Genomic DNA, 14,297 nt, shown 5'->3' with positions numbered 1-14,297 from the left:
CCTTGGGCTTTTCTTACAGAATTGAGTGTGCACTGGGCGTGTAAACAGTGAATCAAGTGAAGGATGTGGTTAATTCTAACCTTGTGGCTAATGTTACTAAGTTTCTTTATCGTTCTCTATACCTGATCCTCGCTGCTGCGCTGGCTAGCGCTGCGCTTGTGTGCGCCGCTCCTGCCCATGCTCAAGAAGGGCCACCTCCCGCACCCGCCCCTGGCCCTGAAAATGCACCACAGCCAGCGCCAGCTCCAGCACCTGCTCCCGAAAATGCAAAGCCGGTTACCCCGCAGCCTGATGGGTCCCACCTAGTTCCAGAAGGTGTTAAGGAATCCACCCCGGCACCAGTAGAAGGCGGCAGCAGCGATGACAATGCAGCGCCTAGTCCTGAGGGATCGTCTCTTCCCGAGCCAGCGCCGCGGCCGGCAATGGTAGATACCAGCATCAATCCGAACCCGCCGTTTGCGCCGGGTTCCATGCAGTCCCTAGAAATGGAGCACGAGGGTAAGACCCGTAGGTACTTGTTGCGTATTCCTAACCACTATTCGCCGGAAAAGGCGGCGCCCGTTCTCTTCGGCTTCGGTGGGTGGGGAGATTCCCCGGAGAACTACTCCAGCTATGCACGCATGCAGACCACTGAGGCCAATAACGAGGCCATCATCGTCTATCCAGAGGGATTCGAGCGCGCCTGGGAGGCTGCGCCTTATGCTAAGACGCGCGATGGGGAGGATATCCGCTTTATCAAGCGCATTCTTGATTCGGTAGACAAGGACTACCACGTTGATCGAAACCGCGTATACGCCATGGGTATGTCTAATGGAGGCGGCTTTACCTCGGTGCTTGGCTGCCACGCACAGGACACCTTTGCTGCTGTAGCTATGGTTTCGGGTGCCTTCTACAACCCGGTTGAGGTCAACTGTGCCGATGCGCCGATGAATACCCTCATCATGCACGGCGTTAACGACGAGATGATGACCTATGAGGGCGGTGACCGGCACGAGGCTGGATACCTCCCTGTTCGTACGGTGCTCGGCGGCTATCTGAAGCGAAATCGCTGCGATATGACCTTCCAGTCCACTCCGGAAGCAGGCGGCTCGGAACGCTTGAGCTTTAACGGCTGCCAAAAGGATGTGCAATTGGTTAAGGTTCCGCAAGACCACACCTGGTTCTGGCAGCCAGATACGCCGAACGTGGTCTGGGACTTCCTGTCGTCCAAGACTCGGGTATAGAAGCATGAGCTCTTAGCCACCGCTAAAGCCCAGAGGAGAGATCCTCTGGGTTTTGTGCTTTCTTAAGCCGGGCCTGCGCTAATCGACGCCCGGTATGTTCGCCGTGGCATCACTGGCCTGGTGCTGGTGTGGTGTCTTCTTTTTGCGGAAGAACTGGACATAGACCAACAACCCGATGCCGAGCGCTAAGGCGAATGCGCCCAGTCCGGCCAGGGTCCCCGCCCAGAAGCTGCTTTTTGCGAGGGTAGAGGTATAGGCAGCGGCATCGGTCAGCACATTCTTGCTGTCCTTGTTCTCTTTGTCGGTTGCATTTGGAACATGCTGTGCACTGCGGGCGTCGGCGGACTTTGCTTTCGTACGGGAGGAGGATTTTGTGTCCTTCTTACTGGCGGACTTCTTGGCAGTCGAGCGGGAAGAACCGCTGGTGGAAGCGGAGGAGTGCGAGCCAGATGACGTGCTCTTGCCTGATTTTGCGGTGGAGGCAGATTCGTTCACACGGCTAGCCGAGTGGTGGGTCGTAGTTTGTGAACCAGAACTGGACTTTTGCGCAGGTGCAGCGGATCGGGTTGATGTCGGAGCGTGGGACTTTTGTGGCGCTCCAGACTTTTCAGTATTCGCCGGCTTCTTGGGTGTTGAGTGCTTGCCCTTTTCGGCATCGTCAGGTGCGCCGCCGTCAAGGAATTTTTGGCCTTCCTGCAGGGTCTTCTCCAGTTCCTTGTCCAACCCGGCGATGGATTTGTCTACGTCCTTGATGTCCTTTTCCAGTTGCTTGGGGCGGCTATCCGCGCCGTTGCCAGAACCAGTGGCCGCATCTGCTTCGGAATAGTCCACGTCGCACAGGTCCTTCGCCTCAGCCTGCTTTCCTACGAGGAAGCCGGCATGGAGGTGGTGGCGGGAGCCGTCGGGAAGCTCAAAGGTAAAGCTCACCGCGTAGGTTCCGGGCTTGGTAAACGCAAATGCCGGGTGGGAATGCGAATTGCCTGGGTAATCCCAGGCGGATCCATCTTCAGTGTCCATGAGCACCGTGGGTTCGCCTAGCTCCGCCTGGTAGGCCACAATGCGCCCATCTTCTGGGCCCTGTGCGATCGCCATGCTTAAGGTTGCGGTGTCATCAGCGGCGAGTAGGTCTTGGGATAGCTCCTGGGTGTTAAAGCCCAGCCAGGGAGCGGTGGGGTCTTGGGTTTGAGGCAGCACCCAGCCTTCTTCAGGAAGGGAACTATCTCCGAGCCCAGATAGTGGCTGTTTCAACCCATCGGATACCTCGATAGCAAAGGTCTCAGAGTCATGCTTGATTCCCTTGTCATCGTCTTTGACGGTGAAGCTGAGGTCGCCGGAATCGCCGCTAAGCGCCATGTCTTGGTGGCCCTTGGTAATGAGATCGAAGTCGCTGGCGGAGCAGGCCGCGGCGGACTCTTCTGCGTGGGCGGAGGCGGGGGCTATGGCAGCTACGCCCGTCCCTGAAAGTGAGCCGAGGCCGATGAGACTGGCAGCGCCTAGGGCCACCGTGGTGCGGCAGACTGGTTTCATGAGGTAATGGATTCCTTTCGTGGGGTGTCGGGACGTGGGGCGTCGGAAAGCGAGGCACCGGCGTGCTTGCGGGCGCCGAGGAGTGGATGGATGGCCCAAACGCTTAAGAAAATGACGGTGAGCGTGAGCACGATGGTGGCGCCGGCTGGAAGATCAATGGCCCATGCCAGGTAGATGCCGAGGAAGCTGGACAGCGCGCCGATGAGGGCGGAAAGCCACATCATGGTCGCAAGATGCGTGGTAAGCAGGCGTGCCGTCGCGGCCGGGGTGATGAGAAGTGCGAGGACCAAGATATTGCCAATGGTGCTCACAGAGATGACCACGGCGGCTGTGACGCACAGGTACAACATGATGTCGAGCACAACAACGGGAAGCCCCATGGCGCGGGCGGTTTCCCGGTCCAGGCAGGTGGCGTTGAGCTGGGGGCCAAAAGCTACGACGACGGCGATAACCAGTGTGCACACGCTGGCCGCGACGATGATATCGCTGCGGGATACGCCGGTGAGCGAGCCGAAGAGAAAGCTGGTCAGCGAAGCACTATAGCCATCGGTGCGCGAGATGATCACCATGCCTAAGGCAAAGGCCGCGGCGAAGAAGATGCCGATGATGGAATCTGCCCGTACGTGGCGGCGCTGCGAAAAGGCGGCGATGAGCAACGCCACAACCGCACCGGCCACCGCGCCACCGACGAGCACGGAGGCTTGCAAAGCGAAAGCAATGGCTAGGCCAGGAAAGACCGCGTGGGAGACGGCGTCGCCGATAAAGGCCATGCCGCGCAGCACCACGTAGCAGCCGACGACGCCGCAGACGATGGCCGCAAGCACAGAAATACCTACCGCGCGGGCGAGAAAGTCGAGGTGGGGGTTAGCAAGGTCGCGGAGGAAATCGAGGAAGGAAATTTCTATCATGCGGAGACTCCAATGGCAGAAAGCAGGGGAGAACCGGCGCGTACACCAAAGGTTTGCGTCCACGGAGCGGTCTGGTGAAGAAGGCGCGGAGCGGAGTCATCGGCCATCACGGTGCCGTTGAAGAGGACCAAGCGGTGGCAGGAGTGCGCCGCTTCAGACAGGTTGTGGGTGGACATGAGGATGGCCTTGCCGCGCTGGGAAAGCTCTTCGAATAGCTCGAGTAGTGATTCGGTATTGGGGGCGTCGAGGCCGGTGAAGGGCTCGTCGAGCAGCAGCACGTCTGGTTGCGTGGCGAGCGCTCGGGCGATGAGGACGCGTTGGCGCTGACCACCGGAGAGCTCTTCGATGGGGCGGGTGGAAAAATCTTCCATGTTTACCAGGCGAAGAGCTTCTGCCGCCGCGGCGTGGTCCGCGGCACGTGGCCGTTTGAGCCAGCCAATGATGCCGGTGCGCCCGCTGAGTACGGTGCGGTAGACATTGATGGGAAAGCCCCATTCCACCTCGTGCCGCTGGGGCACGTAGCCTACGATTCCCCCGATCTCTCGGGTACCGGAGGAGGGGATGAGCCCTAAGATGGCACGCATAAGTGTGGTCTTGCCCGCCCCATTGGGGCCTAAGAGCCCAATGAATTCGCCCGATCGGACCTCTAGGTTCGCACCTGTGATTACGCGCCGGTGGGATAGCGATACTTCCAGGTCGGCTACGGAAATGAGCGGTTTAGCCACGGTTATCGCCCCGCTTGGAAGAGCGCAGTACTAGGCCAAGGGCCAGCAGGAGTACGACTGCACCCACGCTGGCGAGGATAAAGACCCAAGTGGGGATGGAAGAGCCTGCGGTCTGGGCATCGTCTGGATTCCAAGTAGTGTCTTGGGCCGCTTGGACGTCGGCATCATCGCCCACGGCAAAGGTGAGCACGCCATCGGTACTGAAATCAGCGCCATCTTTGGTCTTACCTTTGACTCTGATGCCTACCTGATGGGTGCCTGGCTCTGTAAACGTCCAATTGGCATGGGTGTGGGTATTGAGGTCTACCCAGAAGTCTTCGTCGCTCTTCTGCGCGGTGGACCACAAGAGCTGTGGCGCTTCAAAGCCGCCGTTTTGTAAGAAGAGGGAGAAATCGCCTGGGCCGGAGTGGCCGAGGAATTCCATGGTGACGCCGCGGTCGGCGGCGTCGACAAGGGAGGGCGCTTGGGTATTCCAGCCCAGCCAGGGAACGCCGACTTGCTCGGTTTGGGGAACCACCCAGACCTTATCGCCGGACTCAGCGCCAACGAAGCCAAAGTCATCCGTATCGGGAAGGGTTTGCTGTGCTTTATCGCCCACGGAAAACACGAGGTCGTCCAAGTGACGCCAGACTGGCTTATCGCCGGCATCATCGCGCGCCATAAGCTCAGAATCCGTGCCATCAAGCAGGGCGCCAACGTCTACGTGACCGGTGTCGATGACCTTTTCTTCGCCCTGCGGGGCAACGTGTTCATCGGCACCGACCACCTGGGCGAGGTCGCCCGCCCACGCAGGGCTGGTAGAAAGAGCCAGACCTGCAGCAAGGACACAGGCGGCGGTGCGGGTGGCGGTACGAGTAGCGAATTTAAGCATTTTTATCTCCATGGGTTGGGTTGGGGTTCAGGCAACGCTGCAGGGAATCAGCGTTAAATTTCATAAGGTCGATATAGGAGCTGACGGTGTCATCGAACGTGTCGCCGTAGATGGGGCACAGCTCCACGCCTTGCTCCGCGGCAGCCTGCTTCAGGGTCTCGGCGCTTGCCTGCTGCACGGGTTCTACAAATACGGCTGGTAGATGGAGGTTCTCCAGCGTGCGGCGCAAGGAAATGACTTCGCGTGGGGAAGGCTCGATGGCCGGATTGGGAGTGACGAAGCCGGCCACCGACATGTCATATCCTTGCTCCAGATAGGCGTAGCCGTGGTGCGTAGTTACGAGGTGCCGGTTTTCTTTAGGGATAGAAGAAATGGCGCGGTCAACATAGGTATCCGTATTCCGCAGGCGCTGGGTATAGGCCTCCGCCCGTTGGCGGTAGGACGCCCCGTGGGAAGGATCTGCCTGCGCCATTTCCTCGGCGATGGCATCGACGTAGGCGATGGCATTGTCCACGTTGTGCCACAGGTGCGGGTCCACCTCGCCGTGGATGTGTTTTCCCAGCACCGCCTGCGGCAAGAGGTAGGTATCCGACCCCGGCCTGCCCAGGAAGCGGTAGGCCGGATCCGGCGGTATGGGCTGCAGTACCGAAGAGGGGATTGACACCACGGTGGTGGCAGGGTCGAAGCGCTTGTCCTGATCGCGCAGGTCAATGCGGTGCTTGGCTAGGTCACCTGCAATATCCAGGTGCCCGGAATCTATTACTTGCATGCCTTTAGGTGGGTTTACTCCCACGGCCACAGTGAGGTGTTGGACGTCGGTGCCCTCTGCTTGGAACCCGAGGTGGTAGATCCCCGGCTGGGAAAATCCCCAAGAGACGTGCGTGTGGGCGTTGGCCGGCAGCGTCACTGAGTCTTCTTTTCTATCGATGCCATCGGCCGAGTTAAAAAGGACCTCCGGGGTGCCGAAGGTAGAGACCACATAGGCCGCGACGTTACCTGGCCCATCGGCAGAGACCATGCGGAAGTCCACTCCGGAAGAACGCTGTTGTGCGCCGCTGATGCGCAGACCCAGCCAAATTGCCTCGAGCGAGACATCTTCTACCAACGGCACCAGAGTGGCACCGCGGGTGGAGGCAGCATCGGCGACTTCCACCACAGGGGCATCCGTGGATTCGTGCAGCGTATCGATGAGAGACTGCGGCTCCAGCAAGTAGCCATTGCTCAGTGCCAAATCGGCATTGGCAACATCGCGCACCGTGCGCAGCGTTGGCTCAAAGGTATGCGGATCTTTTCCGCTGGGGATAAGGCTTTGTACCCGGGCATCTTCTCCCGCGACGTTGCGCGCAAGATCCGCGAGGATTGGGGTGGTGGCCACCACGGTGAATTCTTCTCCGCTTCCGGTATCCAATGCAGCCGAGGGGGCACAACCAGTGGCCAGCAGGCAGGAGCCCAGCAGCGCGCCTATGGTCCGAATCCTGCGGCTATGGGAAAGCGCACGCGCCATTAGTCTGCTGCCTTAGCTACAGCTAGGCGGGCAATGCCTAGGCCGAGGAAGAGCATGCCCAAGCCCAACGCTCCGATGCCAAAGGGAACAATAGGAGTCCCCGTATTGGCTAAAGAACCGCCCTTGCTGGGTGCCTGCCCGGACTGGCCAGTGTTTGATCCGGTGCTTGCGGCAGAGCCACCAGCGCTTGCCGACGCCCCACCTGCCGCAGCGCCATGCCCGCAGTCGCTGCCCTCCGGATTTACCGCAGCGCCCAAGTCGAAGTGACCATTGTCAAAGGCTTCAGCCGGCTTGTCGCCGCCGACCACGAAGTGAAGTGTCGCTTCACCGGCAACTTGCTTGCCCTCATCGGTCTTGGCCACCTGGCGAATGGTGACGTCATAGGTGCCCTGCGCACCAAAGACCCAGTTGGGATGCACGTGCGTATTGGGGGCAATCGAATAGGTGCCCTCCGCCGCATCGGCATTGCCTCGGAACCACTCATCGCCCACAATCTTTCCCAGTCCGCCCTGGGAGTAGACCATCATCGGGCCAGGGCCCTTGAAGCCTGCTAACTCCCAGGTGACATCGCCAGGGATATTCTCGCGCATTGAAGGGCTTTGGGTATTAGCGCCGAGCCATGGCACACCATCGACCTGGGTAGAACCAATCATCCACGCCTGACCGGCTGGCACTGGGCCTACCTCTTGGGGCAGATCGACGCTGGATTTATCGGAGAGATAAAAGGTAGCGCCATCAGCATCGCGCCACTGGGAAGGGGAAACCGTATCGTCCTTGATTTGCGGAGTCATGCCCGGGGTGCACTCTTCGTTCCCGGAGGCGCCGGACTTATCGGCAGCTGCAGCGCCGCCCTTGTCTGCTGATCGTTGGGTGCTAGAAGCTTCTTGGTCATTGCTAACCTCGCCCGTGTCAGCCGATCGATCCGCTGTGGACGCATCACCGCCGTCGCCCACCTCCCAGGTGTAGGTCACAGCATTGCTGGACTCGCCGTTGGAGTGGGCCCGCACCGTCATGGTGTAGGTGCCAGCCTCGCTAAAGGCCCAGTTGACGTGCCTGTGGGCCGGAGTGGGTTGATTGATGACCTCACCGCTGGTGAGCTCCATTGAGCCGGAATCGGTCACCGTCTTGACATCGCCAAAGCCGCTGGTTTCAAAAACATACACTGAACCAGGTCCAGAGACTTCGGCGAATTCTAGGTCAACGTTGTCAAAGCCGCCATCGCGTGCAGGCTGGGTATCCCAGCCCGGCCAAATGATGCGCTGATCTTGTGTCTGCGGCAGGAAATAGGTGGGTTGGCCGATCTCTGGCACGGCCTCGGTGGCATCCGACCAGGCATCCTCGACAACCTTGAGCACCACATCATCGCCGGAGCGTGGAACGCCCGATCCAGTGATGTCTTCCTTCATCGATAGGTGTAGCTGGCCATCTGGGGCCGTGACATAGAAGGCGTCTACGTGGCCAGAGTCGAAGACCTCATCAAAGGCAAGTGCCGCGGCGGGGGAGAAGAAGGCCAGTGCTGTCGCAAAGACGGCAGCGAATACGTGAATGAATCGGCGCCGCAGCGGGATGCGCCGAGGGGCAAAAGAAGGTGAATGATGCATTGAGGTTTCCCGTCTAGTTAGTGGGGTAGAAGAGGCTTAGAAGTTGAGGCCGAAGCGCTTGCGAATGAGGTCCTCGTTATCGCGGAAGAAGTTATAAAAGGCCTTGAAAATCACCACGAGGACCGCTGGTAGGACCAAACTCCACGGGCTAAACGAGGAGCCTGTAGGCTCTTCTGGCCGGCCGGGGTGGGCTGGTGTGTCCGGGGTATCTGGGGTGGACGGTTGCGTGGAAGGCTCCTGAGAAGGCTCCGCAGAAGGCTTGTCTGTTGGACTCTCGCTGGGCTTTCCGCTCCCGGTCGTGCCCGGTGCGCGGAAGGAACAGGAATCCAATGTCTTATCGCCTACGGCAAAGGTGAGGGTTTGGGGCGCGGACTTTAGTTCCTTGCCGTCCGTGCCCGTGGCCGTATAGGTAGCCTCAAAGGTGTACAAGCCAGGCTTGGAAAAGGCCCAGTGCGTATGGGTATGGGCCGGAAAGTTGGTTTCGATGGTGTAGTCCTTAGCCGCAGAATTGGCGAGGACCGAAAAACCTTTGCCATGGGAGCCATCGATAAATGCGCCCCATTCGGCACCGTCCGGCGTGGAGGTGGGCTTCAAGTTGAGGTTGACGGCATTGTCCTTGGTTGAGGAATAATCCAGGTCCTGGGTGTTATAGCCGGGCCAAATGATGTTTTGGTCCTGGGTCTGCGGCAGGTGATAGAAGCGCTCACCAGGCTTTCCTAGGAAGTCGAACTCTTTGCCCGCGAGCTTCTTATTGCGCGGGGTGAGTGCATTATCGTGTACGCCGAGCACCACGTCATCGAGTTTGCGGTCAACAGATTTCTTGTCCACCTGTGCCGTGTCATCGCGCAGAACCGTTGCAAAGCCTCCCTCGGCAGGCTGGGCCTTGATGTCTACATGACCACGGTCTAGTAGGTACTTGTCGCTGCATTGTGCATTGCCGGCTTGCGGTTCTTCGGTGCCTGGCTGCGGCGCGGAAGACGGAGTGTCTTCCTCGCCTGGGGTAGCTTCCGGTTCCTCATTGGAAGTGGAGAACTTCCCACTGACTTCATAGTTTTTACCAAAAGCAAAAGACTCGGTAATAACGCTGCTAGCGTGTCCGGCCTTCACTGTGGAATGGGGGAGGAGGTTAACCTTGGCAAAATAGCCGTCGAAGTACTCGCCCTCATCAAAGGCGACCTCGCCGTGGCCGTTAGTAATAGGGGTTTCCAGATCCACGGTGGGGTATTTAGCCCCCTTCGTGTCATAGAGCCCGCCGGTGAGAAGGCCATTGAAGTTTTTATCGTCGGTATCCACCACAATCTTGGTGCCCCCATTGCCCTGCTTGCGCATGCGGATGGTGTAGCCCAGCTCTTTTAGCTCGGTTTCCTCGGTGGGGGCAAGCTGGCGCGGCTGGGAGGTTTCCTGCCACGTATCAGCGGCGGCAGAAGAATCGGTGTGGCTGGATTTACCGGGTTGGAAATCAAGGGGCTTGGATATCCAGCGTGGGGCATCGCCCTCTGGGGTGAAGACGGCCTGTACCTGGGACGGGTCGGGGCCCATATATTCGTCCCACTGAGCATGCCCGTCCTTAACGGGAAGGTCGGTGAGGAAGTAGCCGTCGATAAGCAGAGTGAGAGTGCCTTGTGCCTTGTTCTTGGCGTCGAAGGAAATGGTGGTGAGCTTGTCGTCACCGTCTTTTTCAGGATTGGACTTGGGGGCCATGCGCAGGCTGTAGCCTGCAGCAGCGGCGTTGCCGGCCGCAGACTGGGCGAAGCGCTCCTTGAGGCTCGGCGTTTTCTCCTCTTTGGGCTTTTGACCGCCAACTTGGATGGTGGTGGTCTGTGGCTCATTGGCTATGAGCTGGCCGTCCTTACCGCGCGCACTGGTGCGGTAGGTCAGGCGGTATCGTCCTGGCTTGGTAAACAGAGTGGAGTTGTGCGTATGTGTGCCGGCAACAAGGTAGGCAGAGTGCGGCGAATCCGGGAAGGAACCGAGCATACGGTGCAGCTGGGTTCTGTCCTCATCTTCATCTTTATTGGTAAAAAGCTCCACCTCGCCGGGGCCATCGACGTTGAGCAAGTCAAGGAAGGCTACGCCATCCCGAAATTTGTCCGTGGGCAGGGAAGCATCTGCGCCAAAGCCCAGCCAAATGGGCGAAGTATTACCGGATACCTGGTGCGGTGCTGTGTAGTAAGTCGTGCCAGGGGCCCCAATGTAGTCTTGGGTCCCGTTTGCCGGAAGCGTATAGAGATACTGGTTGCTGTTATCCGTAGCGCTGTAGCCCTTGCCCACCCAGGCAACAGTGTCTGCAATTGGGGGCTCTTGACCGCCAAACTCGGACTTTAGGACGAAATCGTTGTTCTCCCAGAAAGACTTGGGGGAGTCAACGTGGGTATTGGTAGCGATGTGCTTGCCATCATCGGGGCCTGCGACAGCCGTGGCGGGAGTGATAAGCGCCAAAGTGCTCAGCGTGGCAAGGAAACGGGTGCGTGGGGAAGCCACAGTTGGGAAGGCCTTTCTACAGTTCTCACAAGTTCACCAGAAACTATAGAAAATGATTCCCATAACCTGTTAGACGTAATGAAAGTCAGTTTCAGTGACCTGTGGTTTTGTAGTGAAACCCGTTTCCAGTTACCCCAATTTGCGTGTAGGAATAGACTGCAAATTGCTGCGCGCCGGGCAGGTTTTAGGGCCGCTTTGGGCTGGTGCGGACTGGGATTGCGACCTCCACTACGATGGTTGGCATGACTGAAGTACGCGTTAGATTCTGTCCATCCCCAACCGGCACACCGCACGTAGGCATGGTGCGCACCGCACTATTCAACTGGGCCTATGCCCGCCATACCGGTGGCAAGCTGGTATTTCGCATCGAGGACACTGATGCCGCCCGTGACTCCGAAGAGTCCTACCAGGCCATCATTGATTCCCTGACCTGGCTTGGCCTGGGCTGGGATGAAGGCATCAATGTTGGCGGCTCGCACGAGCCTTACCGTCAGTCCCAGCGCATGGACATCTACAAAGAGGTCCTAGACAAGCTTATCGACGGCGGATTCGTCTACCCGGCATACTCCACCGCCGAAGAGGTGGAGGAGCGCCACAAGGCTGCTGGCCGTGACCCGAAGCTGGGCTATGACAACTTTGACCGCGATCTCACCCAGGAGCAGATCGACGCCTTTGAGGCTGAGGGCCGCAAGCCGGTCTGGCGCCTGCGCATGCCGGAGCAGGACTGGACCTGGACCGACCTGGTGCGCGGGGAAATGACCTTCAAATCTGAAACCCAGCCAGATTATGTGGTTGCTCGTTCCAATGGTGCGCCGCTCTACACCCTGGTTAACCCGGTTGATGATGCCCTGATGCGCATTACCCACGTGCTGCGTGGTGAGGACCTGCTGTCTTCTACTCCGCGTCAGCTCGCGCTTTACGACGCCCTTAAGAAGATTGGCGTTGCCGAGTTCACCCCAGAGTTTGGCCACCTGCCCTTTGTGATGGGCGAGGGCAATAAGAAACTATCTAAGCGCGACCCGCAGTCCAACCTGTTTAATCACCGCGATAACGGCATCATCCCTGAGGGCATGCTCAATTACCTGTCCCTGCTGGGCTGGTCGTTGTCCGCGGACCAGGACATCTTCAGCATGGATGACTTGGTTGAAAACTTCGACGTCCACGACGTGCTGGGTAATCCCGCACGCTTTGATCAGAAGAAGCTCGAGGCCATCAACGCGGACCACATCCGCCAGCTGGACCCAGAAGAGTTTGCCTTCCGTCTGCGCAACTACTTGACCGAGTACACGGACTTCCCGGCTGACTATGACGGCGAGAAGTTTGCCTTCGCCGCTGACCTTGTCCAAACCCGTATCAAGACTCTGTCTGATGCCTATGGCCTCATGAGCTTTTTGGTGACCCCGGATGCCGATCTAAAGCTCGATGAGAAGGCAGCAAAGAAGAACCTCAAGGAAGAGGCCATTCAGCCGCTCGAGGTAGGCATCGAGACTCTCGAGGGTATTGCGGAGTGGAAGACCGAGAATATTGAGGCGGCACTATCCAAGGCCCTTATTGAAGACCTCGAGCTGAAGCCCCGTAAGGCCTACGGAGCACTGCGCGTAGCTATTTCCGGCGCTCAGGTTTCCCCGCCGCTCTTTGAGTCTATGGAGCTGCTGGGCAAGGAGTCCACCCTGGCGCGCCTTCGTGCGGCTCGTGAAGTGACTCCCTACGCGCCGGCGGCACAGTAGGAGGAGTGCCTCCCGTAAGGCGGCGATAGATATCTATCCCGCCCCTCGATGCGGTGAATGACAGCTGAACTACAGCGCTGTCATTCGCCGCATTTTTATTAACCATCCTAATGGCCTGAAAATGGGCTGTGTGCTGGCGATTTGGCAGTTTACGCGATGATCATTATAGTTATTACACGTTGCAGCGAGCAAGGGAGAACAGCCGAAAAGCAGTAAGCTTCCAATGCAAGTTAGCAAATGGCCTATGGTGTAATTGGCAACACAGCGGTTTCTGGTACCGCCATTCTAGGTTCGAGTCCTGGTAGGCCAGCAGTGAAAATGCTTTAAACGGCAGGCTCACTAGTTCTATGCCCCGTTCGTCTAGCGGCCTAGGACGCCGGCCTCTCACGCCGGTAACACGGGTTCAAATCCCGTACGGGGTACAAATCCCTCCAGCCCAAAAGCTGGAGGATTTTTCATACTCGGGGCAATGTCTTTTTCTAGCGTCATCTTTTCTGGCGTCAGTATGGGGTGGGGCCACGACGCAAGCGTAACTGGTTATAACCTACCCCCAGACCATTCGCCTTATATGCGCAGGCCGCAGCCCGCTGCCAATGAGACCAGGGCTAAGACCGCCGCGAAGTTGTGCAAAACCCTTCCTGTCCTGCACGTGCAGGCATAGACTGCAAGTACAGCAGAAAACAAACAGAAAGGAGAGCGGGTGACAGAAAGCGAAACGCACCACAGCCAAGGCGCACAGCCCGAAAGCACAGCCAGGTAGTAACGCTATAATCCACAACTTCCTTCCCACCAACGTTTGTACGAAGTATAGGAGCCTGCAGCATATGCACTTCGACGCACAGCGCCATCCCGAGTCCTACTAGCACAGCGTTCTCGGCCACGGACTATCCACAGATTGCTTGCGGAATAACCACTGATTCGATCCGCACCTCGGCCACGAAGAACCTCACTGCAGTACCGGACTCGGGAATTTTTGAGTTTTCCTTCGACTTCCCTCAAAACCGTCCTTGACCGCGCGATTTGTGCTGAATTAACCCATCGTTTACTCTTAACAAGTCCGCAACGCACAGCGTGCGATTGCTGCGAACGCGCCCCGTTCGTCTAGCGGCCTAGGACGCCGGCCTCTCACGCCGGTAACACGGGTTCAAATCCCGTACGGGGTACCAACGGAAAGCTGCGAGCCAGATGGCTCGCAGCTTTTTCTCTATCCAAGACCTGTGCGGTTTAGCGGGTTAAGGGTCAAAATGTGTGTCTGGCTCGGCGTGTCGCGGGGGTTAGATTTGGCCTTTTTGAATGCCGATTGAGTGGGTGTAGTCGGTGTCGATAGCGTTGTCGTAGAGGGCTGGGCGTCCTGTTTCGTGGTCGGCTTGGTTCTCGGTTTGGGTCAGGGTGGATACTTTGGCGAGTTGGCCCTGGCCCCAGTCGGACTGCCTGGCGATTCGTACTGGATCGTCAGGCAGTTCCGTTTTTAAGTAGAGCCACCAATCCAGCATGCGGCGTTGTCGTTCGCCTGATCTGCCGCGGTGGGTTCTGGCGAGCAGTTTGAGCTGGGCGTTGATGCCGCCTTCTAAGCTGTTGGTGGTGGATTTGATCCGCTCGGGCGCAAGGACTCCTGCTGGCGGGTTGAGGTAGACAAACAGCATCTCGGACCGCCAAAGATGGTTGAGGCTGTTGTAGGCCTTGCGCACGTTGTGGTGGGTCCACACGCGGGTCCATGCACCTGTTTTGGG

10 protein-coding genes, 3 tRNA genes and 1 pseudogene are annotated in these 14,297 nt (G+C 58.5%); 6 read left to right on the top strand and 8 right to left on the bottom strand.

The features are described from left to right. Positions 1-83 precede the first annotated feature (83 nt). Positions 84-1,223 (top strand): PHB depolymerase family esterase, encoded by a 1,140-nt coding sequence (locus tag MHY13_RS00070; protein ID WP_239236378.1) that lies wholly within the window; start codon positions 84-86, stop codon positions 1,221-1,223. Between the two features lie 78 nt (positions 1,224-1,301). On the opposite strand, the gene MHY13_RS00065 is transcribed toward MHY13_RS00070, so the two are convergent. Genes MHY13_RS00065 through MHY13_RS00035 form a run of 7 tightly spaced genes read right to left on the bottom strand, consistent with a single transcriptional unit; the run spans position 1,302 to position 10,840 of the window. Further along, the gene (locus MHY13_RS00065; RefSeq protein WP_239279914.1) at positions 1,302-2,750 is read right to left on the bottom strand and encodes a choice-of-anchor M domain-containing protein; all 1,449 of its coding nucleotides are present in this window, start codon (positions 2,748-2,750) and stop codon (positions 1,302-1,304) included. Continuing rightward, entirely contained in the window at positions 2,747-3,658 is a 912-nt protein-coding gene (locus MHY13_RS00060; protein ID WP_239236374.1) for an anchored repeat-type ABC transporter permease subunit, read from the bottom strand. The genes MHY13_RS00065 and MHY13_RS00060 overlap by 4 nt, the downstream gene beginning before the upstream one ends. Beyond that, positions 3,655-4,383 carry an anchored repeat-type ABC transporter ATP-binding subunit gene (locus tag MHY13_RS00055; protein ID WP_204609299.1) on the bottom strand — a complete coding sequence of 243 codons (729 nt, stop codon included), beginning with the start codon at positions 4,381-4,383 and terminating at the stop codon, positions 3,655-3,657. The genes MHY13_RS00060 and MHY13_RS00055 overlap by 4 nt, the downstream gene beginning before the upstream one ends. Further along, entirely contained in the window at positions 4,376-5,254 is an 879-nt protein-coding gene (locus MHY13_RS00050) for a choice-of-anchor M domain-containing protein (RefSeq protein ID WP_239279912.1), read from the bottom strand. The genes MHY13_RS00055 and MHY13_RS00050 overlap by 8 nt, the downstream gene beginning before the upstream one ends. Next, complete coding sequence (locus MHY13_RS00045; protein ID WP_239279910.1) at positions 5,247-6,758, bottom strand: anchored repeat ABC transporter, substrate-binding protein; 1,512 nt, start codon at positions 6,756-6,758, stop codon at positions 5,247-5,249. The genes MHY13_RS00050 and MHY13_RS00045 overlap by 8 nt, the downstream gene beginning before the upstream one ends. Beyond that, positions 6,758-8,359 (bottom strand): choice-of-anchor M domain-containing protein, encoded by a 1,602-nt coding sequence (locus MHY13_RS00040; RefSeq protein ID WP_239279908.1) that lies wholly within the window; start codon positions 8,357-8,359, stop codon positions 6,758-6,760. Before MHY13_RS00040 ends, MHY13_RS00045 begins: the two co-directional genes overlap by 1 nt. 36 nt (positions 8,360-8,395) lie before the next feature. After that, positions 8,396-10,840 (bottom strand): choice-of-anchor M domain-containing protein, encoded by a 2,445-nt coding sequence (locus tag MHY13_RS00035; RefSeq protein ID WP_239279906.1) that lies wholly within the window; start codon positions 10,838-10,840, stop codon positions 8,396-8,398. A 233-nt stretch (positions 10,841-11,073) separates the two neighbouring features. Here MHY13_RS00035 and gltX point away from each other — a divergent pair, with 233 nt between their 5' ends. The 5 genes from gltX to MHY13_RS00010 all read left to right on the top strand — a co-directional run bounded on the left by gltX (position 11,074) and on the right by MHY13_RS00010 (position 13,733). Beyond that, the gene (gene gltX / locus MHY13_RS00030) at positions 11,074-12,567 is read left to right on the top strand and encodes a glutamate--tRNA ligase (RefSeq protein ID WP_239279904.1); all 1,494 of its coding nucleotides are present in this window, start codon (positions 11,074-11,076) and stop codon (positions 12,565-12,567) included. A gap of 238 nt (positions 12,568-12,805) precedes the next feature. Next, positions 12,806-12,877 (top strand) — tRNA-Gln (locus tag MHY13_RS00025). A gap of 39 nt (positions 12,878-12,916) precedes the next feature. After that, positions 12,917-12,989: transfer RNA gene (locus tag MHY13_RS00020), tRNA-Glu, on the top strand. Positions 12,990-13,036: 47 nt separating this feature from the next. Then, positions 13,037-13,228: a hypothetical protein gene (locus MHY13_RS00015; protein WP_239279902.1), complete on the top strand. Its 192-nt coding sequence runs from the start codon at positions 13,037-13,039 to the stop codon at positions 13,226-13,228. A gap of 429 nt (positions 13,229-13,657) precedes the next feature. Then, a tRNA-Glu gene (locus MHY13_RS00010) sits at positions 13,658-13,733 on the top strand. A gap of 108 nt (positions 13,734-13,841) precedes the next feature. Here MHY13_RS00010 and MHY13_RS00005 read toward each other — a convergent pair. Further along, a pseudogene (locus MHY13_RS00005) lies at positions 13,842-14,297 on the bottom strand (IS256 family transposase); the annotation flags it as partial.

Origin of the sequence: Corynebacterium sp. ACRPE (genome assembly GCF_022347435.1) — a bacterium.
Taxonomy (GTDB): domain Bacteria; phylum Actinomycetota; class Actinomycetes; order Mycobacteriales; family Mycobacteriaceae; genus Corynebacterium; species Corynebacterium tuberculostearicum_D.
Note: the sequence above shows the minus strand (reverse complement) of the source record. Positions and strands in the feature narration are given on the sequence as shown.